Annotated in this window: 21 protein-coding genes and 1 pseudogene; 9 read left to right on the top strand and 13 right to left on the bottom strand. The window is 57.0% G+C overall.

Annotated features, from left to right (window positions below):
* The first annotated feature begins 49 nt into the window (after positions 1-49).
* Positions 50-643, top strand: a complete 594-nt coding sequence (locus ACZYSM_RS18655) for a phosphoheptose isomerase (RefSeq protein WP_007904374.1) — start codon at positions 50-52, stop codon at positions 641-643.
* Positions 640-1,218, top strand: a complete 579-nt coding sequence (locus tag ACZYSM_RS18650) for a BON domain-containing protein (RefSeq protein WP_489073331.1) — start codon at positions 640-642, stop codon at positions 1,216-1,218. Before ACZYSM_RS18655 ends, ACZYSM_RS18650 begins: the two co-directional genes overlap by 4 nt.
* A 190-nt stretch (positions 1,219-1,408) precedes the next feature.
* Here the strand turns inward: ACZYSM_RS18650 and ACZYSM_RS18645 are convergent, their stop codons facing one another.
* The 7 genes from ACZYSM_RS18645 to rplM all read right to left on the bottom strand — a co-directional run bounded on the left by ACZYSM_RS18645 (position 1,409) and on the right by rplM (position 6,283).
* A complete protein-coding gene (locus ACZYSM_RS18645; protein WP_489073329.1) occupies positions 1,409-1,822 on the bottom strand; it encodes a ClpXP protease specificity-enhancing factor in 414 nt (137 codons plus the stop codon).
* Between the two features lie 16 nt (positions 1,823-1,838).
* Complete coding sequence (locus tag ACZYSM_RS18640) at positions 1,839-2,456, bottom strand: glutathione S-transferase N-terminal domain-containing protein (protein ID WP_489073327.1); 618 nt, start codon at positions 2,454-2,456, stop codon at positions 1,839-1,841.
* A gap of 150 nt (positions 2,457-2,606) precedes the next feature.
* Positions 2,607-3,389 (bottom strand): cytochrome c1, encoded by a 783-nt coding sequence (locus ACZYSM_RS18635; RefSeq protein ID WP_489073325.1) that lies wholly within the window; start codon positions 3,387-3,389, stop codon positions 2,607-2,609.
* A complete protein-coding gene (locus ACZYSM_RS18630; protein ID WP_201120579.1) occupies positions 3,389-4,600 on the bottom strand; it encodes a cytochrome b in 1,212 nt (403 codons plus the stop codon). The genes ACZYSM_RS18635 and ACZYSM_RS18630 overlap by 1 nt, the downstream gene beginning before the upstream one ends.
* Positions 4,600-5,193 (bottom strand): ubiquinol-cytochrome c reductase iron-sulfur subunit, encoded by a 594-nt coding sequence (gene petA / locus ACZYSM_RS18625; RefSeq protein ID WP_489073323.1) that lies wholly within the window; start codon positions 5,191-5,193, stop codon positions 4,600-4,602. Before petA ends, ACZYSM_RS18630 begins: the two co-directional genes overlap by 1 nt.
* A 254-nt stretch (positions 5,194-5,447) precedes the next feature.
* Positions 5,448-5,840: a 30S ribosomal protein S9 gene (gene rpsI, locus ACZYSM_RS18620; protein ID WP_003216038.1), complete on the bottom strand. Its 393-nt coding sequence runs from the start codon at positions 5,838-5,840 to the stop codon at positions 5,448-5,450.
* Between the two features lie 14 nt (positions 5,841-5,854).
* Entirely contained in the window at positions 5,855-6,283 is a 429-nt protein-coding gene (rplM, locus tag ACZYSM_RS18615; protein WP_007917032.1) for a 50S ribosomal protein L13, read from the bottom strand.
* Between the two features lie 247 nt (positions 6,284-6,530).
* Here rplM and ACZYSM_RS18610 point away from each other — a divergent pair, with 247 nt between their 5' ends.
* Positions 6,531-7,571, top strand: a complete 1,041-nt coding sequence (locus ACZYSM_RS18610; RefSeq protein WP_489073319.1) for an NADP(H)-dependent aldo-keto reductase — start codon at positions 6,531-6,533, stop codon at positions 7,569-7,571.
* Between the two features lie 112 nt (positions 7,572-7,683).
* Here the strand turns inward: ACZYSM_RS18610 and ACZYSM_RS18605 are convergent, their stop codons facing one another.
* A complete protein-coding gene (locus ACZYSM_RS18605; protein WP_489073317.1) occupies positions 7,684-8,820 on the bottom strand; it encodes an acyl-CoA dehydrogenase family protein in 1,137 nt (378 codons plus the stop codon).
* A 243-nt stretch (positions 8,821-9,063) separates the two neighbouring features.
* Between ACZYSM_RS18605 and ACZYSM_RS18600 the strand changes: the two genes are divergently transcribed.
* On the top strand, positions 9,064-9,960 hold the full coding sequence (locus tag ACZYSM_RS18600) for a GlxA family transcriptional regulator (RefSeq protein ID WP_489073455.1): 897 nt from the start codon (positions 9,064-9,066) through the stop codon (positions 9,958-9,960).
* 187 nt (positions 9,961-10,147) lie between these two features.
* Here ACZYSM_RS18600 and zapE read toward each other — a convergent pair whose 3' ends face one another.
* The 3 genes from zapE to ACZYSM_RS18585 all read right to left on the bottom strand — a co-directional run bounded on the left by zapE (position 10,148) and on the right by ACZYSM_RS18585 (position 13,341).
* Positions 10,148-11,242 (bottom strand): cell division protein ZapE, encoded by a 1,095-nt coding sequence (gene zapE / locus ACZYSM_RS18595; protein WP_489073315.1) that lies wholly within the window; start codon positions 11,240-11,242, stop codon positions 10,148-10,150.
* Positions 11,243-11,331: 89 nt separating this feature from the next.
* Complete coding sequence (locus tag ACZYSM_RS18590; protein ID WP_489073313.1) at positions 11,332-12,687, bottom strand: tryptophan--tRNA ligase; 1,356 nt, start codon at positions 12,685-12,687, stop codon at positions 11,332-11,334.
* Between the two features lie 24 nt (positions 12,688-12,711).
* Positions 12,712-13,341, bottom strand: a complete 630-nt coding sequence (locus tag ACZYSM_RS18585) for an alpha/beta hydrolase (protein ID WP_489073310.1) — start codon at positions 13,339-13,341, stop codon at positions 12,712-12,714.
* Positions 13,342-13,487: 146 nt separating this feature from the next.
* Here ACZYSM_RS18585 and ACZYSM_RS18580 point away from each other — a divergent pair, with 146 nt between their 5' ends.
* Complete coding sequence (locus tag ACZYSM_RS18580; protein ID WP_489073308.1) at positions 13,488-13,922, top strand: Z-ring associated ZapG family protein; 435 nt, start codon at positions 13,488-13,490, stop codon at positions 13,920-13,922.
* 272 nt (positions 13,923-14,194) lie between these two features.
* On the opposite strand, the gene ACZYSM_RS18575 is transcribed toward ACZYSM_RS18580, so the two are convergent.
* Together ACZYSM_RS18575 and ACZYSM_RS18570 are read right to left on the bottom strand one after the other, a co-directional pair.
* Complete coding sequence (locus ACZYSM_RS18575; protein WP_489073306.1) at positions 14,195-14,929, bottom strand: YiaD family glycine zipper/OmpA-like lipoprotein; 735 nt, start codon at positions 14,927-14,929, stop codon at positions 14,195-14,197.
* A gap of 117 nt (positions 14,930-15,046) precedes the next feature.
* Positions 15,047-15,691 carry an MBL fold metallo-hydrolase gene (locus ACZYSM_RS18570; protein WP_489073304.1) on the bottom strand — a complete coding sequence of 215 codons (645 nt, stop codon included), beginning with the start codon at positions 15,689-15,691 and terminating at the stop codon, positions 15,047-15,049.
* A 167-nt stretch (positions 15,692-15,858) separates the two neighbouring features.
* Here ACZYSM_RS18570 and ACZYSM_RS18565 point away from each other — a divergent pair, with 167 nt between their 5' ends.
* From ACZYSM_RS18565 to ACZYSM_RS18550, 4 genes and pseudogenes are all read left to right on the top strand, one after another.
* Positions 15,859-16,854 (top strand): tyrosine-type recombinase/integrase, encoded by a 996-nt coding sequence (locus tag ACZYSM_RS18565; protein ID WP_489073302.1) that lies wholly within the window; start codon positions 15,859-15,861, stop codon positions 16,852-16,854.
* Positions 16,855-17,290: 436 nt separating this feature from the next.
* Positions 17,291-17,389, top strand: a pseudogene (locus ACZYSM_RS18560) (recombinase family protein); the annotation flags it as partial.
* Between the two features lie 4 nt (positions 17,390-17,393).
* Complete coding sequence (locus tag ACZYSM_RS18555; protein ID WP_489073453.1) at positions 17,394-19,031, top strand: transposase family protein; 1,638 nt, start codon at positions 17,394-17,396, stop codon at positions 19,029-19,031.
* The gene (locus ACZYSM_RS18550) at positions 19,021-19,992 is read left to right on the top strand and encodes an ExeA family protein (RefSeq protein WP_489073300.1); all 972 of its coding nucleotides are present in this window, start codon (positions 19,021-19,023) and stop codon (positions 19,990-19,992) included. Before ACZYSM_RS18555 ends, ACZYSM_RS18550 begins: the two co-directional genes overlap by 11 nt.
* Positions 19,993-20,428 lie beyond the last annotated feature (436 nt).

Below are 20,428 nucleotides of genomic sequence, written 5' to 3'. Positions count from 1 at the left end.
GGGCTGCACATTCATGTGCCGGAAAGCCGCGCCACTTAAGGTCACACAGATGGACATGCAATCCCGAATTCGCCAGCTTTTTCAGGCCAGTATCGACACCAAGCAACAGGCGATGGACGTACTTGCACCGCACATCGAGCAAGCCAGTCAGGTGATGGTCAACGCCCTGCTCAACGAAGGCAAAATGCTCTCGTGCGGTAATGGTGGCTCTGCGGGCGACGCGCAGCATTTCTCGTCCGAACTGCTCAACCGCTTCGAGCGCGAGCGCCCGAGCCTGCCAGCCATCGCACTGACCACCGACAGCTCGACGATCACCTCGATCGCCAACGACTACAGTTACAACGAAATATTTTCAAAACAGATCCGCGCCCTCGGCCAGCCTGGCGATGTTTTGCTGGCGATTTCGACCAGCGGCAACTCGGCGAACATTATTCAAGCGATCCAGGCCGCACATGATCGCGAAATGATTGTCGTAGCATTAACCGGACGCGATGGCGGCGGCATGGCCTCGCTGCTCTTGCCCGAAGACGTCGAAATCCGCGTACCGGCCAATGTCACTGCACGTATTCAGGAAGTCCACCTGCTGGCGATCCACTGCCTTTGCGACTTGATCGACAGCCAACTGTTCGGGAGTGAAGAATGACCCCTAATCGCCTTGGCCTACTGGCCTTGACTCTATGCCTGAGCATCAGCGGCTGCACTTCGGTGGTTAGCGCCAGCCGTGAAAACCCCATTAATGACGACCGCGGAACCCGCACCTTTGGCAGCAAGATCGACGACACCCTGATCGAAACCAAGGTCGGCGTGAACATCGCCAAGGCCAATCCAGACCTGGACAACAACTCGCACATCGTTGTTACCAGCTTCAACGGCGTCGTCCTGCTCGCCGGACAGACTCCGCGTAACGACCTCAAAGCTCAGGCCGAACAAGCCGCCAGCACTGTCCAGCGCGTGAAGACGGTGCACAACGAGCTGCAAGTTTTGCAGCCCTCCTCGCTTTTGGCGCGACAGAACGACGCTTGGCTGACCACCAAGATCAAGACCCAGATGCTCACAGACAATAGTATTCCCGGCTCGCGCATCAAAGTCGTGACCGAGAATGGCATCGTCTATCTACTGGGCTTGCTGACCAAACAGGAAGCTGCCCAAGCCACCAACCTGGTACAGGGTGTTTCCGGTGTGCAGAAGATTGTGAAGCTGTTCGAATATATCGACTGAAATGCACTCTGCGGCAGCTCCTACTGTCTAGCCCTGACACAGGTGTAAACCTTATTCGGGACGAATCAGCTGAAAGATCCTTTTTTCCTGAGCTCCTCAGAAAAACAAATGCCCCGACAAGTCGGGGCATTTGTTTTTGGCCTTGGCAGGCTGCGTTTTCACACAGTCTGCTTGCGGATCGCCTTTTTTATTACTTGACCACTTTCAGACTTGGCCGGCCGCTTGGGCGCGGTGGCTCGCTATTCGGTGGCGGAACGTCATCATCGGGCTCAACCTCGTCATCGTCCTCCATAGACGATTCCAGATCGAAGACCATACCTTGGCCATTCTCCCGGGCATAAATACCCAGGATCGCAGCTATAGGCACGTACAGCGTATGCGGCACACCGCCGAAACGCCCTTCGAAGCTGACCGCATCGTTGTCCATGTGCAAATGCCGCACAGCACTTGGCGATACGTTCAGGACGATCTGTCCGTCACTGGCAAAGCCTTGGGGCACCTGCACCGACGGGTACTCGGAATTGACCAGCATGTGCGGGGTGCAATCGTTGTCCACAATCCACTCATAGAGCGCGCGGACCAGATAAGGTCGACTGGAGTTCATAGCGGCTCCTTAAGCCTTAGCGCATGTCGCGTTCGACATCAGACAGACTCGCCTGGAAAGCCTCACGCGCAAACTGGCGCTCCATATAATCAAGCAACGGCTTTGCAGGCCGCGGCAACTCAATACCTAGAATCGGCAAACGCCAGAGAATTGGCAATAGGCAGCAATCGACCAGACTTTGTTCCTCACTGAGGAAAAACGGCTTGTCGGCGAACAGTGGCGAAACACCCGTAAGGCTTTCGCGCAACTCTTTACGAGCCTGTACTCGAGCGGTTTCTTTGCTGCGCGAATCCAGAATCAGATCCACCAGCCCACACCAATCACGCTGAATGCGATGAATCAGCAAACGGCTGTTGGCACGTGCCACCGGATAAACCGGCAGCAAAGGCGGATGCGGATAACGCTCATCCAGATATTCCATCACCACGGTTGACTCCCACAACGCCAGGTCACGATCGACCAGGGTGGGCAAGCTACCGTAAGGGTTCACTTCGATCAGCTTTGGCGGATGACGGCCCGCCTCCACAGTAATGATCTCGGCGCTGACACCCTTCTCTGCGAGCACGATACGTACTCGGTGGGAATAGTGGTCGGCGGGGTCGGAGTAACAGGCCAACCGATTGGTCACGCCCATGGCGGTCCTCCTCGCTTGTAGAAATTATCGGGAGCAGAAAACGAGCGCGCCCAGAGGGCGCCTCCCGTAACGTCTGGATGATCCAGACTCGTTACACGTTCAGAGACGCCCTTGGGCGCGCACGATTAACAGCAATTGCTTACAACTTTATCAATGAACGTCCTTCCAGTATTCGCGCTTGAGCAGATAAGCGAATACGAAGAAGAAAGCCAGGTACAGCAACACGTAGGTACCGATGCGCTGATGCTGCAGCTTCACCGGGTTGGCCGAGTAGGCCAGGAAGGTCACTAGATTCTTGACCTTCTCGTCGAACTGCTCTTCGTTCAGCGTGCCGGTTTTCGGCAATACAGTCAGCTGATCGCACGCTTCATGAGTCAAAGGCGTACCGGTCAGTGGATCGTACTGCTTTTTGCCGCTTTCGACGATTTGAACTTGTTTGCAGCCTACCACCTGACGACCTTGCAGGCCGACCAGAACGTTAGGCATACCGACGTTCGGGAACACCTTGTTGTTCACACCCCAAGGGCGCGAAGGGTCTTCATAGAAAGACCGCAGGTAGCCGTAGAGCCAGTCAGTACCACGAACGCGAGCTACCAGGGTCAGGTCAGGCGGCGCAGCGCCGAACCAGGACTTGGCGTCTGCCGGCTGCATGCCGATGCTCATGTGGTCACCGATCTTGGCGCCAGTGAACACCAGGTTCTTGAGCATCAGATCATGAGGAATCCCCAGATCGTCGGCAACGCGCTCATAGCGCTGGAACTTGGCGCTGTGGCAGCCCATGCAGTAGTTGGCGAACGTGCGCGCGCCATCCTGCATCGCAGCCTTGTCGGAGACGTCGATATCGACCTTTTCCAGCTCAGGACCACCGTGCTCGGCCGCGAAGGACAATACAGGCATAGCAGCAAGAATCAGTACAGCAAATAGCTTTTTCATCAGCCAGTCACCCTTTCCGGAACCGGTTTGGTCTTCTCGAGCCTGGTGTAGAACGGCATCAGAATGAAGTAGGCGAAGTACAGGAAGGTACAGACCTGCGACAGCAACGTACGTTCCGGGGTAGGCGCCATGACACCCAACCAGCCAAGAATCACGAAGGAGATGCAGAACACCCAGAGCCAGATCTTGCTCAGCCAGCCCTTGTAGCGCATGGACTTGACCGGACTACGGTCGAGCCAGGGCAGGACGAACAGCATGGCAATCGAAGCACCCATGGCAACAACACCCATGAGCTTGTCCGGAATCGCACGCAGAATCGCGTAGAACGGCGTGAAGTACCAGACCGGCGCAATGTGTTCCGGGGTCTTGAAGGCGTTCGCCACTTCAAAGTTCGGCTTCTCGAGGAAGTAACCGCCCATTTCCGGGAAGAAGAACACGATCGAACAGAAGATGAACAGGAACACCACCACGCCGACGATATCTTTCACGGTGTAGTACGGGTGGAAGGCAATGCCATCCAGCGGTACGCCGTTTTCGTCTTTGTGCTTCTTGATGTCCACGCCGTCCGGGTTGTTCGAACCGACTTCGTGCAGCGCCAGAACGTGCAGCACGACCAGACCGAGAATCACGATCGGCAAGGCAACAACGTGCAAGGCGAAGAAGCGGTTCAGGGTAATACCCGAAATCAGGTAGTCACCACGGATCCACTGGGTAAGGTCGTTGCCGATAACCGGGATCGCACCGAACAGCGAGATGATCACCTGAGCGCCCCAGTACGACATCTGGCCCCAAGGCAGCAGGTAGCCCATAAAGGCTTCAGCCATCAGCGCCAGGTAGATCAGCATGCCGAACACCCATACCAGCTCACGCGGCTTCTGATACGAACCGTAGAGCAAGCCACGGAACATGTGCAGATAGACCACGATGAAGAACGCCGAGGCGCCGGTGGAGTGCAGCAGACGCAGGATCGAGCCGTACTCGACATCGCGCATGATGTATTCGACGGAAGCGAATGCCTCTTCTGCCGACGGGGTGTAGCTCATGGTCAGCCAGACACCGGTAACGATCTGGTTAACCAGAACCAGCAGTGCCAGGGAGCCAAAGAAATAGAAGAAGTTAAAGTTCTTCGGGGCGTAGTACTTGCTGAGATGGTCTTCCCACATTTTGGTGGCGGGAAAGCGCGCATCAACCCAATCCATGAACTTGCTCATCACGCTTTCTCCGTATCGACGCCAATGACAATGACGCTGTCCGACTCGTAGGTGTGCGGCGGCACTGGCAGATTCAAAGGCGCAGGTTGCGACTTGTAGACGCGGCCGGCCAGATCATAGTGAGAACCGTGGCAAGGGCAGAAGTAGCCACCCACCCAATCCTTGCCCAGATCCGCAGGCGCCACTTCCGGGCGGAAGGTCGGCGAACAGCCCAGGTGTGTGCAAATACCGATCAGCAGCAGAACTTCCGGCTTGATCGACCGCGTGTGCGGATCGACATAGGTCGGTTGCGTCGAGTTCTTGGAGGTCGGGTCAGACAACTGGCCCTCGATCTTCTTCAGATTCCCCAGGATCTCCTCAGTACGGCGGACAATGAATACCGGTTGACCGCGCCACTCAGCAATCATCTGCTGGCCTGGATCGATCTTGCTGATATTCACTTTCACCGGTGCACCTGCGGCTTTCGCCTTGGCACTGGGAAACCATGACCCCACGAACGGGACCGCAGCCCCCACCGCTCCTGCAGCACCCACCACGGATGTGGCTGCTACCAAGAAGCGACGCCGGCCTGCATTCACGCCGTCATTGCTCATTCAGTCCTCTCCCATCAGCTTTGTGGCCTGTTAAATCAGGCATCTACTAAGTAAAAATCTGAACTTATAAAAATTTTGCCGAATGGTAATGAAAAGCCCCTATTCTGACAAGGTAATTACCATCCTGCCCCAGCGGCAAGCCTTGTAGTATAGGGGCTCTGCGGATGTGGCAAGTTGTCACACCAAAAAAATATCGCCCATAAAAAACGCCCAGCTCCGTGAGGAAACTGGGCGCTTTTGAACGTAAAAGCGAATTAACGCTTCGAGTACTGCGGACGCTTACGCGCTTTACGCAGACCAACTTTCTTACGTTCAACTTCACGTGCATCACGAGTAACGAAGCCAGCTTTGCGCAGTGCACCGCGCAGAGTTTCGTCGTACTGCATCAGAGCGCGAGTGATACCGTGGCGGATTGCGCCAGCTTGACCACTTACACCACCACCGATCACGGTGACGTAGATGTCGAATTTCTCGACAGTCTCAGTCAATTCCAGCGGCTGACGAACTACCATACGGGCAGTTTCGCGACCGAAGAAATTCTCCAGGGTGCGGTTGTTGATGGAGATGTTACCAGTGCCCGGACGCAGGAAAACGCGTGCGGTTGCGGTCTTGCGACGGCCAGTGCCGTAATTTTGAGTCGCCGACATAATGAACTATTCCGTTAAAACTTCAGTTCTTGGGGCTGCTGAGCAGTATGAGGGTGAGCAGCGCCCGCATAGACTTTCAGCTTACGGTACATGTCGCGACCCAGCGGGTTCTTAGGCAGCATGCCTTTGACCGCAGTCTCGATCACGCGCTCAGGGGCTTTAGCGATCAGCTTTTCAAAGTTGATCGACTTGATGCCGCCCGGAAAACCGGAGTGGGAGTAGTACATTTTGTCGGTGGTTTTAGCACCCGTTACACGAATCTGCTCAGCATTGATAACGACGATGTAGTCGCCGGTGTCAACGTGAGGAGTGTACTCAGGCTTGTGCTTGCCACGCAGACGGCTCGCGATTTCGGTGGCCAGACGACCCAGGGTCTGACCAGCAGCGTCGACGACGAACCAGTCGCGCTTTACTGTTTCCGGTTTAGCAGTAAAAGTTTTCATTCTTTATAGCCTCAGGGGCCGCCCTGATAAATTAGACGGCGGATCTTACTGAATAGTGCGTACTTTGACAAGTCAAAGGCAGCCGGATACAGACGCTATCGGGGGCTCGGGTCAGCGCGTCCGTTCAACGGCAAGATTCTTCGGCAGGCGGCGCATCACTTCCACTGCAGAAAGAGGTGCGCAATTATGCAGATTGCGAAAAAATTTTCAACCTGCTTTTATGATTGTTTTGCCCAAGGAGCACCCGATGGATTATCGCAAGCTAGGCCGAACCGATCTGAACGTGAGCGCCATCTGTCTCGGGACCATGACCTGGGGCGAGCAAAATAGCGAGTCTGAGGCCTTTGCCCAGATCGAACGGGCCAAGAGTGCCGGGATCAATTTCATCGACACCGCCGAGATGTATCCGGTGCCGCCAAAAGCCGAAACCTATGCCAGCACCGAGCGTTACATCGGCAACTGGTTCAAAACTCGCGGTGATCGCGCCGATTGGGTGCTCGCCAGCAAGATCGCCGGCCCCGGCAATACCATCGACTACATTCGCGATGGTCAGCTCAAGCACAACCGCAAGCACATTGTCGAAGCGCTGGACGCCAGTCTCAAGCGCTTGCAGACCGACTGGATCGACCTCTACCAACTGCACTGGCCTGAGCGCAGCACCAATTTCTTCGGCCAACTCGACTACAAGCACAAGGCCGATGAAGACTTCACCCCACTGGAAGAAACCCTCGAAGCGCTGGATGAGCAGGTCAAGGCCGGCAAGATCCGCCACATTGGCCTGTCCAACGAGACGCCATGGGGCACCATGAAATTCCTCGCACTGGCCGAAAACCGAGGCTGGCCGCGGGCGGTGTCGATCCAGAACCCGTACAACCTGCTCAATCGCAGCTTCGAAGTCGGTCTGGCGGAAATCGCCATCCGCGAACAATGCGGCCTGCTCGCTTATTCGCCGTTGGCGTTCGGTTTTCTGTCAGGCAAGTACGAAGGTGGGGCACGACCGGCCAAAGGCCGCCTGAGCCTTTACAGCCGCTTCAGCCGCTATTTCAACCCGCAGTCAGAAGCGGCATGCAGCCGTTACGTTGCCCTGGCCCGCGAACATGGCCTGGACCCGGCGCAAATGGCCTTGGCCTACGTGACTCAGCAGCCGTTCGTGACCAGCAACATCATTGGTGCCACAACCCTGGAGCAGCTGGACAGCAACATCGCCAGCCTTGATTTGAAGCTGTCGGATGAAGTGCTGGCGGGGATCGAGGCGATCCACAAGGATCAACCGAACCCGGCACCATAACCCCACCCTGTAGGAGCGAGCTTGCTCGCGATGACGGATCCACATCCAGCATTGATGTCGATGGATATACCGCTATCGCGAGCAAGCTCGCTCCTACAGGTATTTTTGCGGGTCAAAGAGACCGCGCAATAATCTCTTTCATGATCTCGTTGGTCCCTGCATAGATCCGCTGCACGCGCGCATCCGCCCAGGCCCGGGCGATAGGGTATTCCCACATAAAGCCGTAACCGCCATGCAACTGCACGCACTCGTCGAGCACTTTGCATTGCAGGTCAGTGCCCCAGTACTTGGCCATCGCCGCCGTCGGCACGTCCAGCTTGCCTTGCAGATGCAGCTCCAGGCAGCGGTCGACGAAGACCCGGCCTATCTGTATTTCGGTGGCCATTTCGGCCAGCTTGAAGCGGGTATTTTGGAAATCGGCGATCGCCTTGCCGAACGCCTTGCGCTCTCGGGTGTATTCCAGCGTCCACTGCAACGCCGCTTCGGCCGACGCCAGGCCACCTATCGCGACCGTCAGACGCTCTTGCGGCAACTCCTGCATCAGATAGGCGAAGCCCATCCCGGCTTGCCCCAGCAGGTTCTCCTTGGGCACACGGACGTCCTGGAAGAACAGCTCCGAGGTGTCCTGGGCCTTCATACCGACCTTTTCCAGACGCTTGCCCTTGGCGAAGCCCGGGGTGTCCGCTTCCACCAGGAATAGACTGGTGCCCTTCGCGCCCGCTTTCCGATCGGTCTTGGCCACGACAATCACCAGGTCGGCCAGGAAACCGTTGGTGATGAAGGTTTTCGAGCCATTGATCACATACTCGTCGCCGTCCAGCACGGCGGTGGTCTTCACCCCTTGCAGGTCGGAACCGGCACCCGGCTCAGTCATGGCAATAGCCGTGACCATCTCGCCAGAGACCAGTTTCGGCAAGTATTTGTGCTTCAGGGCTTCACTGCCGTAATGCAAGATGTACGGTGCGACGATGTCCGAATGCAGCGAAAAACCGATCCCGGTCAAACCAAGCCGACTGACCTCTTCGATCACCACCGCACTGTAGAGAAAGTCGGCCCCTAGCCCGCCGTATTCTTCCGGCAGATGAGAGCAGAGCATTCCCGCCTCCCCCGCCTTGTTCCATAGCTTGCGGTCGATGTATCCCTGTTTTTCCCATTGCCCATGGAACGGCACAGCCTCTCTTTCAAGAAACGTACGCACGCTGTCGCGAAAGAGTTCGTGCTCGGAACTGAACAAGGTTCTGGGGATCATGCGCACACCTGCAATTATTGTTAGCCGGGATTGACCCACAGAGCCTATGCCGCCTATCCGTCACAGGACACTGGACACATCCGACAAAAAATAAGACGATCCAGCCGTTTGGTGACCACTTTCCCCTATAAGAATAATTGAATTATGTCTATCCAACTCTCCACGCCCTTACGGCGTGTCAGCATTCTGGCTATTGATCGGGTTTTCGCTTCCACCCTCATGCAAGCCAAGGATTTCTTCCATCTGGCTAGCCTGCGCTATGGCAAACAACTCGGCCACGGCCTGACCCCGGCATTCGAAACCCGTCTGGTCAGCCCCGATGGACAATCGGTGTGTAGTTTCAGCGATGTGATCCTGCCGGTGGACAGCGGCCTGGAAAATACCGACGTCATCATCCTCCCGGCCTTCTGGGATGACTTCGAAACGCTCTGCCAGCGTTATCCACAAGTCATGCCATGGCTGCGCGAACAACACGCACGCGGCGCCGTGCTCTGCGGCGAAGCCACCGGAGTGTTCTGGCTCGCCGAAGCCGGCCTGCTCGACGGCAAGGAAGCGACCACCTACTGGCGCTTCTTCAATGCTTTCACCGAGCGCTACCCCAAGGTCCAGCTCAATCAGGACAAGCACCTGACCGACGCCGACAACCTGTACTGCGCTGGCGGCACTACGTCGGCTTGCGACCTTTATATCTACTTGATCGAGCGCTTCTGCGGCGCCAACGTCGCCCAGGCCGTGGCCCGGGATATTCTCTACGAAGTGCAACGCAGCTACACCCCCGGCCGTATCGGCTTCGGCGGGCAGAAACTGCACCAGGACGTGATTATCCTGCAGATCCAGCACTGGCTCGAAGAGCACTTCGCCGACAAATTCCGCTTCGAGGACGTCGCCCGCGAACACGGTATGAGCATCCGCAACTTCATGCGCCGCTTCCAGACGGCTACCGGCGACAAGCCGCTGCACTACCTGCAACGCCTACGCATCGAAACCGCCAAGGGCCTGCTCTCTGCCAGTCGCAAAAGCATCAAGACCATCAGTTATGAAGTCGGCTATGACGATGCCAGCTTCTTCGCTCGATTGTTCCGCCAGCACACCGAGCTGTCGCCGAACCAGTATCGGCAGCAGTTTCAGCAGGCTGCATAGGCCTTGTAGGAGCGAGCTTGCTCGCGATGGACTCAAGGGTGGCGCGTTTATTCAGAAAGCACGCGTTATCGTTAACGTCCATCGCGAGCAAGCTCGCTCCTACAGGGATCACCTTTGGGCTTGCCTCCGGGGTTGTGCCATAAAAAATGGCCTGCAATGCAGGCCATTTTTTACTTTCGGAAACGCCCTACGGCTTGTGCGCCCGCGACAGGAACTCGTGGGACTGCATTTCCAGCAAACGGCTGAGAGTGCGCTGGAACTCGAAGTTCAAGCGACCGCCGGTGTAGAGGTCTTTGAGCTCGACTTCAGCGGAGATGATCAGCTTGACGTTACGGTCATAGAACTCGTCGACCATATTGATGAAGCGTCGGGCGATGTCGTCGGTGGTGACGGTCATCTGCTCGACACCGCTGATCAGCACGGCGTGGAAAATCTTGCCGAGTTCGATGTAGTCATTCTGGCTGCGCGGGCCATCGCAGAGTTCGCGGAAGTCGAACCAGGCCACGTCATCGCAGGTGCGCAGAGCACGAATTTCGCGGTTCTCGATATTCAGCACGTCGTTCTCGACGGCCTGCGTGCATTCCGGCGTCAGCGCACGGAAGCTCTTGCGCAGGCTCTCGTTCGCGGCGGCGTCCAGCGGAAAGTGAAACAGCTCGGCCTGTTCGAGGTGACGCAGACGGTAATCGACGCCACTGTCGACGTTGACGATGTCGGTGTTCTGCTTGATCAGGGCAATAGCCGGCAAGAAGCGCGCACGTTGCAGGCCATCTTTGTACAAACCGTCGGGGACGATGTTCGAAGTAGCGACCAGGGTCACGCCATTCTTGAACAGCTCCTCCATCAGCGTGCCGAGGATCATGGCGTCGGTGATGTCGGAAACGAAGAACTCATCAAAACAGATCACCCGTGCTTCGTCAGAGAAGCGCTTGGCAATGATGGTCAGCGGATTTTTTTCGCCGGGAAGAGTCTTCATCTCTTCGTGCACACGCTTCATGAAGCGGTGGAAGTGAGTGCGGACCTTTTCCTTGAACGGCAGGGCTTCAAAGAAGGTATCGACCAGATAGGTCTTGCCGCGGCCAACACCGCCCCAAAAGTACAGACCCTTGACCGGCGCCTGATCTTTCTTGCCAAACAGTTTGCCGAACAGGCCCGGCTTGCTATGCGAGGCCGCGACCAGATCGTCGTACAGGCGCTGCAAATGACGCACCGCAGTTTCCTGGGCGGCGTCGTGAAAGAATTCCGGGCGTTTCAGATCAGCTTGATATCGTTCTAGGGGCGTCATAATTCGTTAGCAAGGCAACAAAAACGGGCCGCCACTGTAGCGACGGCCCTCGAGAATGGCAATCAACCCTTAGTCGGGCAGACCTCCGATTAGTCCTGCGCAGGTGTCAGAGCAACCCGCAAGGCGTCGATGGCAGTATCACGCGCAGCGCTGTCAGCGAAGGTCGGGCTGTCGGCCACGCACTCGCCTTCCAGCCACACGCTGAAGCTTTGCTCTTCGCTGCGCAGGTCCAGTTCCTGTCCCGCTTGCAGTTGTTTGGTCACCGCGCCTGCAGTTTTACCATCGGCAAAGTTGCGCGACAGCAGCAATTGCTCGCCATCCGCCGCCAACAAACGGAAGTGGAAACTGCCGTCATCTTCACGGAAGCTGACGAAGCGTGCAGCTTTCGCAGCTTTCTTCTTGGTGGTCGTGGTGGCTTGCGTCTGATTGACGAAAGAACGCAAGCCAACCGCTTCACGCAGTTCATTGAGAAACGGTGTGGCAACGGCGCGCGCCTTCTTGGCACCGGCCTGGAGGATGTCTTCCAGGTCCGCCGGTCGCTCAATCAGCTGATAATAGCGCTCGCGGGACTCGCCCAACTCGCGGTCCAGCAGTTGGAACAAGCGATTTTTCGCTTCACCCCACCCCAGGCCCTGCAACAATTCGCTGCGGAATTCGTCGGACTGCGCCGGCGTGGCGAAGGCCTGGAACAGGGTGAACAGGTGCGAGTTGTCCGGGTCTTTGGCTTCGCCGGGGGCGCGGGAATCGGTGACGATTCGCGAAATGGCGTCCTTCATTTCCTTGGCGCTGCTGAACAACGGGATGGTGTTGTCGTAGCTTTTGGACATCTTCCGGCCGTCGAGACCTGGCAGCGTGGCCACGCTCTCTTCAATCACAGCTTCGGGCATGGTGAAGAATTCTTTGCCCTGGCCGAACAGGTGGTTGAAGCGTTGACCGATGTCGCGGGCCATTTCCACGTGCTGGATCTGATCGCGACCGACCGGAACCTTGTGGGCGTTGAACATCAGAATGTCCGCGGCCATCAACACCGGGTAGCTGTACAAGCCCATGGTGATGCCGGCATCCGGGTCCTCACCGGTTTCGACGTTCTTGTCCACCGAGGCCTTGTAGGCGTGGGCTCGATTGAGCAAACCTTTGGCCGCGACGCAGGTCAGCAGCCAGGTCAGCTCGGGGATTTCCGGGATATCGGACTGACGATAGAACGTCACCCGATCCACATCCAGACCACCGGCCAGCCAGGTCGCGGCGATTTCCAGACGCGAGCGCTGGATGCGCAGCGGGTCATCGCATTTGATCAGGGCGTGGTAGTCGGCCAGGAAGTAGAACGAATCGGCATTGCTGTCGCGGCTGGCAACGATCGCAGGGCGGATGGCCCCGGCATAGTTGCCCAGGTGCGGCGTGCCGGTGGTGGTGATGCCGGTGAGGATACGCGTACGAGTAGTCATGGGTAATCGCTTATCAGACTGCAATCAATTCGAAAGGCGCGGCAGTATCAGATCTTTGAGGTCCGTCAGCTTGCCGTGAAAAAAGTGTCCGCATTCTGCCACTTTCAGCAGCTCATGGGGGCGATCAAGGGCTTCGGACCAGTCGTAGACCAGTTGCGGATCGATCACTTCGTCGGTTTCTGGCTGAATCAGGGTCAGCGGGCAATTTTGCGGCAACTGATCCTGATCGCCCAAACGCATGACCGCAGGCGCGACCATGAATAGGTGAGCAAGTGTTTCGCCGTTGACTTCCAGACGTCCGCCAAGGCTGGCCGCGACGAAACCGCCGAAGGAAAAACCGAACAAAGTGATCGGCAGCTCAGGATGCCGGGCCCGAAGCCATTGCGCCGCAGCCAGTGCATCATCGACTTCACCAGTGCCCATGTCATGGCTGCCAGCGCTGACGCCAACGCCACGATAGTTGAAGCGCAACGTGATCAAGCCGGCGTCTCGCGCCGTGCGCTGAAGGGTCGAGACAACTTTATTGAGCATGGTGCCACCCTGCACCGGATTCGGGTGGCAGATCAGCGCCAGGCCACGGGCGTCGGGCTGATCCAGGTACAAGGCTTCCAATTGGCCAACCGGGCCATCGATAAATACAGGGGTTTCGCGCATAAGCAAGGAAGGAACTCCGTGACCTCGAATTGGGTCGACTCGTCTAGCTAAAAGTCTGTGCCTGGCATGATTGCGATCTCGTCGCGGTATACAGCGCAGGTCCGAGCCGTTAACGTAAAGCAAAGCCGTTTATAGAGGAAGGACTCGTGGAACACTCGCTCTTAGTTTGGTTGTTGCCGACTCTTGCCCTGGTTGCCGGTGTCGCCATTGGATTCCTGGTCGCTCGCCTGCTGCCGAATGCCGCGCCTAACCGCACGCAACGTCAGCTGGATGATATTCAGGAACGTTTTGACAGTTATCAAAACGAAGTGGTCACCCACTTCAACAGCACCGCGACTTTGGTACAGAAGCTCACTCAGAGCTATCAGGAAGTGCAAGATCATCTCGCCGAGGGTGCCAACCGTCTGGCCCTGGACGAACTGACTCGCCAACGCCTGCTGGCCGCTCTGCACGCCGATTCGGTACAAGCGCCACGGGAACGTCTGACGCCACCGCGCAGTCAGGAAGCGCCGAAAGATTACGCACCAAAAACGCCGAACGCTCCCGGCATGCTCGATGAGCATTACGGCCTGAAAAAATAATCAGGTTTCACGCGACATAAAAAAGCCCTCGGACAGGTGATGTCCGAGGGCTTTTTTGTTGCTGAGAGCTTGAGCGCCTGTGCGGACCTCATCGCGAGCAGGCTCGCTCCCACACTGGACCGCGTAGAGCACAGATTTTGTGTCCACTAAAGATCAAATGTGGGAGCGAGCCTGCTCGCGATGGCGTCAGAACAGGCAACAAAAAAAAAGCCCACCCGATCTGCTGAGAATCGGGCGGGCTTTTTACACCTGGGGTTCAGTCAGGTTTTTTGTTACTGGTACTGCTGACCTTGCTGCTGGGCAGGCTGGCCATACTGCTGACCAGGAATCGGCTTGAGGTTGACCTCTACCCGACGGTTCTGCGCGCGGCCGTTGATGTCGGCGTTGCTGGCGATCGGGCTATCCGGGCCGGCACCGCGAGCCGACAGGTTGGCACCGCCGACGCCCTGGGACGTCAGGTAGGTCGCGACGCTTTGAGCGCGACGCTGAGACAGGTCCATGTTGTGCTGACGGCTGCCGGTGCTGTCGGTGTAACCCACGATCTCGATCTGGCTCTGGTTGAACTCCTTGAGGGAGCCTGCCAGGTTGTTCAGCGGCTGATAAAAGCTCGGGGCGATGTTCGCCGAATCGGTCGCGAAGGTGATGTTACCCGGCATGATCAGTTTGATCTGATCGCCCTGGCGCTGCACTTCTACACCGGTGTTGGCCATGCTCGCACGCAGCTTGGCTTCCTGTTTGTCGGCGTAGTAGCCATAACCGGCGGCGGATGCACCGACCACGGCGGCGCCAATCAGCGCGCCCTTGCCACGGTTATTGTGGTCGATAGCAGCACCGGCCAACGCACCGGCCAAGGCCCCCAACCCACCGTATTTGGCAGTTTTGCTCATGCCCGTGGAGCCTGTGGAGTTGTCCGCCTGACCCTGGCTGTCATACGGGTTCTGGTTTGCACAGCCAGACAACAAGGCCACGGCAGTAGCGACAATAATCAAACGACGCGAGGTGAACATGGAAAGCTCCTACTTTTTTTGCATTCTGTGGTGCAACGGACGTTGGCAATAGACCCTAGCTGGCGTTGGAACACGACCGACGGTAAAAATTCCGTAAGTCCGTCTATAGCCAGAAAATCAGGCTCGTACAAAAGGGTTTTCGCGCATTTCATCACCCAGACGGGTATCCGGACCATGCCCGGTGACCACCGTCGCCTCCTCGTCCAGGGTATACAGACGCTGCTTGATCGAACGCACGATGGTGGCCTGATCGCCGCCCCACAAATCCGTACGCCCTACCCCGCGACGAAACAGTGTGTCACCGGCAATCAGCAGCTTAGCCTCAGAAAACCAAAAGCTCATGGAACCTGGTGTATGACCGGGTGTGTGCAACGCCACGCCGCAACCGCAGGCCAGCTCTTCGTCATCCGCCAACCAGCGATCCGGCGGCGGGACGGGCGTGTAAGGCACGCCGAACATGCTGCATTGCATCTCCAGGTTGTCCCAGAGGAATTGATCCTCTTTATGTAGATGCAACGTTGCGCCGGTTTTTTCCTTCAATTGACCGGACGCAAGAAAGTGATCGAGATGAGCGTGGGTGTGAATGATGCTCACCACCTTCAGCCCCAACGCATCGAGCCGCGCCAGGATCAACTCATGATTGCCACCCGGATCGACGACGATGGCCTTTTTCGTGATCGGATCACCGATGATCGTGCAGTTGCACTGCAACGGGCCGACGGGGAAGGTTTCTCGTATTAGCGCGGGCTTTGCGGCTTCCATGGGTGCTCCTGTAAAGTTAATGGCACATTTTTGGCACAGTGCGAAAAGCGATGGCGACGTTTAGGAAGAAAGGCCCCCACCAATGGCACGCCCAGATCAGACGTAAAGGGTGGCCCCAACAGACACGCACATTCAATACCCAACTCGAAGCAAAAACTTGGGCGACCATGATTGAGCGTGAAATGGACGCAGGTGTGTTCGTCAGCCGCAGCGAAGCTGAAGCGACCTCCTTCGCCAGCGCCTTGGAGTTGTACGCGAAGGAGGTGACCAGCAAAAAACGCAGCAGCGCATCTGAGCTGTCACGCATCCAGGCCATGCAACGCCATCCTCTCGCCCTTCGCTCGCTTGCCAGCATCCGAGGCTCCGATATGGCGACTTACCGCGACAAGCGTCTCGGGGGCGGCTTAGCTGCTTCCACAGTACGCCGCGAGCTTGCCTTGATCTCTCACGTATTCACCATCGCCCGCAAAGAGTGGCGTATGGAGTCTCTGACCAATCCGGTCGAACTCATCCGCCAGCCAAGCGTTGACGACGCACGCAAGCGACGAATTCTCAGCGCCGATGTGTGGATGCAAAAGGATGGGAAGCTGGCGTACGAGCACCTGGACGAGCTCGAAATGATTCGCCGCTACTCTCGCTCAACTGAGCTACCAAAAATCATGACCTTCGCAGTAGAAACAGCGATGCGCCGCAGTGAAATAACTGGCTTGCAAAGCACTAACGTCAATTTAGACAAGCGAGTTGCTCTGCTCCCGATGACAAAGAACGGCTCCTCCCGCGGTGTTCCCCTCTCCAGCAAAGCAGTGGAGATTTTGAATAATCTTGCTGAGCGAGACGACGGACGCTGCTTTCGCAGCAGGCCCGACTCAATTACCAAAGCATTCGCGGACGCTATCGCAGATGCACGCAACGCTTACGTCGAAGGACTATCTCTTAAGCTCAAACAGAAGAAACTCTCCCAGGACAAGATCGACAAACGAATCGAGGACGATCCGTTCCTGATGGATTTGCGCTTCCACGATCTGCGCCATGAGGCGACCTCGCGCCTAGCGGAAATCTTCCCGCTGCACGAACTGACAAAAATCACTGGCCATCAGGATACGCGCATGCTCATGCGTTATTACCATCCAAAAACGGAGGACTTAGCCAAGAAGCTCACTTAGCATTCGACTTGCTGATTATGAGTTGCTGGGCAACCGTATATGCCTAGAGAAACCGCACGTAGGTGAACGTAGGCTGGCATAGCTGGAGGCCCCGTGGTTACTGGTGTTGAACGTAGTTTTGAGAAGGTTGCACAAGCTCCGTACTGTACCGCAACCGTACCGACTTTCCGATGTTCTACCTGTGAAATGCTACTGCTTGTTTGGTGATATGAATCAGCGAGTCGCAGGCGGTGTCCTGATCTCAGAATCTGGTGTTTTCAGTGCGGTGGACGCCCCAGTCGTCGCCGCGTATCAGGAGCGTCGTTTCGATCGATGAGACTTTGATGCACCGTTGGGCACGTGTGGCGATCACCCCGTCAGTAAGGCATTATGAGGACAACAGAACTACTGGGTCAGTTTTCGGTCAGCGGCAACAAGCCTCTACCACGCACGAAAACATACCGTGGTAGAGATCTGTCGCCTGATGGGCATTGGTCGTTCGACACTCTACAACTACCTGACCGAGGCCGAACGCAATGCCCAGCGTGCGGCGTAGAACCATCCCGACCGACTCGCTGATGCAGTTGCGGCAGCGGCTCGACGGTTTGCCGAAGAAAAGCCCGGAGCGAATCGGCCAGGTCACTGCGATAGCCGAATTGTATGGCGTGTCGCCAAGCACTGTGTACCGGGCGCTGAACCTCCTCCATAAACCCCATGCAGCCCATCGTGCTGATCACGGCAAGCCGCGGGTGTTACAACAAGCCGAGCTGGAGCGCTACTGCGAGCTGATCGCCGCGCTGAAACTGCGTACTACCAACAAACAAGGACGGCACCTGTCCACCCTTCGTGCGATTGGGCTGCTGGAAGATTACGGGGTGGAAACCGAGCGAGGCTTGGTCAAGGCACCACAAGGGGTACTGACCCGCAGCACGGTAAACGAGTACCTCAACCGCTGGCATCTGAATCAGTCGCGACTCTTGCGGCAACCGCCAGCGGTACGGTTTCAGGCTGAACACAGCAATGACTGCTGGCAATTCGACCTGTCACCCTCAGACCTCAAGCACATCGACAAACCGGACTGGATCGATTCGAGCAGGGGCATGCCGACACTGATGCTGTTCAGCGTAGTGGACGACCGCAGTGGCGTGGCTTATCAGGAATACCACTGTGTGTACGGTGAGGACGCGGAATCTGCACTGCGTTTCCTGTTCAGAGCCATGGCGCCGAAGGCTGACCCCTCCTTTCCCTTTCAAGGTCGTCCGAAGATGATCTACCTGGACAACGGCCCGGTGGCCAAACGCCGAGTCTTCCAAAATGTCATGCAGGCGCTGGGGATTGAATGGCAAACACATATCCCCGCTGGCAAAGATGGAACACGCACAACCGCCCGCTCAAAGGGCAAGGTTGAACGGCCATTCCGCACGGTAAAAAAAACCCACGAAACGCTGTATCACTTCCATAAGCCAGAAACCGAAGCGCAGGCCAACGAATGGCTGATGCGTTACCTGGTGCGCACCTACAACGTGCAGCCCCATCGTAGCGAGCCGCATTCGCGGATCGAGGACTGGCTGGGCAACCTGCCCGCTGAGGGCCTGCGCGAGATGTGCACCTGGGAGCAGTTCTGTCGCTTTGCCCGCGAACCCGAACGGCGCAAGGTCGGCGTCGATGCGCGAATCACCATCGAGGGTACGGCCTACGAGGTGGAGCCCGACATGGCGGGCGAAACCGTGATGCTGCTCTGGGGGCTGTTCGATAACGAACTCTATGCCGAGTTCGATGGCGAGCGCTTCGGCCCTTACTACCCGGTATCCGGGCCGATTCCGCTACATCGATACCGGGCGCTCAAGCGTGGCAAGGTTGATGAACGATCCGATCGCATTCGTTCGCTAGCAGATCAGCTTGGGCTGCCCATTGCCGCGCTGGCCGGTGACGATGTACGGCTGACACCGCCCGCCGTTCCAGTGGAGTTACCACGCCAACCCTTCAATGCCGAAGCGCACGAGTACCACTTTCCCAACGTTATCGCCGGCAAGCTGAACATTGCCAACGAACTGGCAAAGCCGTTGGCCAAACTTTCGGACGAGGAGCAAGCGTTTATTCACCAGGTGCTGAACGAGACCTTGAATCGGCGGGTTGTTTTTGAACGCATCAAGGGCTACTTCCGCCACAAAAAAACAGGAGAAGAACATGCGGGTTGAAGTGATGCAGCACTACGAGCTGGTCTTGCCACTGAACCAGGCCGGCTACTTTGAAACCAGCCACCACCAGCAGCTGATCAAGGACGTCAAGGGGGCGATATTCGAGGGGCGCTTGATCGCCCTGTGCGGCGTCGTAGGCAGTGGTAAAACCGTGATGCTGCGACGACTTCAGCAGGTGATGAAGGCGGAGAAGAAAATCACCGTCTCCAAGTCCCTCGCCATCGAGAAGCACAGCATCAAGCTGGCCACCTTCATCGCTGCACTCTACTACGACTTATCCACCGAAAAGCAGGTGCGCATCCCGACCCAGGGTGAAAAGCGTGAGCGTGACTTGTGCGAGCTGGTGAGGAAGAACAAGCGCCCAGTGGCCCTGTTCGTCGATGAGGCCCATGACCTCAACGGTCATACCCTGACAGGGCTCAAGCGCTTGATGGAGCTGGTCGAAGACGGCGACGGCCGATTATCGGTGGTGTTGGCCGGGCATCCCAAACTGCGTAACGACCTGCGCCGCCCGACGATGGAGGAAATTGGCTACCGCACCGACATCTTCTCGCTCGACGGCATCGCCGGCAGCCAGCGTGAGTATATCCACTGGCTGCTGGATGCCTGCACAGAAGGCAAGGTCGAGGCTGAATCGATTCTGACCGAAGAAGCGGTTGATCTACTGGCCACCAAACTGAGCACCCCCCTACAAATCCAACTCCACCTCAGCCTGGCTCTGGAGGGCGGCTACCTGACCGGAGAGAAACCGGTATCGGCCGACCTCGTGCACTCAGTGCTGTCGCGTCAGCTGGATGACCTGGAACCGACCCTGACACGCCACGGCTATCGCCTCAAAGACCTGGTGGAACAGTTCGACGCCAGGCCCACTGAAATCAAGGCATTGTTCAGCAATACACTCGACCCGATACGGGCTGTTGAGCTGCGCGACAAAATGCTGGCCGCGGGATTGCCAATCTGACGGCCTGGTCATTTGCAGTTAATGCTGGTCGGTACTGATGGAATGCAGGTCAGTGAGGATCAATGCAGGTTCATTCGCAGTTAATGCTGGTTGACCTGGCTGGTCAGTCGCAATTAATGCTGGTCGAAAACCGCGCTGATTGCAGGTCGGGACGTTTTCGTTTGCAGGTCATTACAGCTAGGTATCAGCCATAGGCAGACCTATACCCTATCGTACGTGCCAGCCAGCCGTGCGTGAACGGGTGTCTATAGTTAGACGATCAATAACCGTTCACTAGTGTCCTGAGCGTGTAATTCGTTTATCTAAAAACATATCGATATACTGACCAGACTTCGACCTCACTGAGCAGTAGTGCACATGGCCAAGCCCGCCGCCCCATTCGTTTTAACGCCATCTGACTACGCCACGCTACAAGGCTGGTCGCGGATGGGTTCGT

The organism is Pseudomonas sp. F220, from assembly GCF_057813935.1.
The sequence above is the reverse complement of the archived record's forward strand: the minus strand, read 5'-3'. Positions and strand labels throughout refer to the sequence as shown.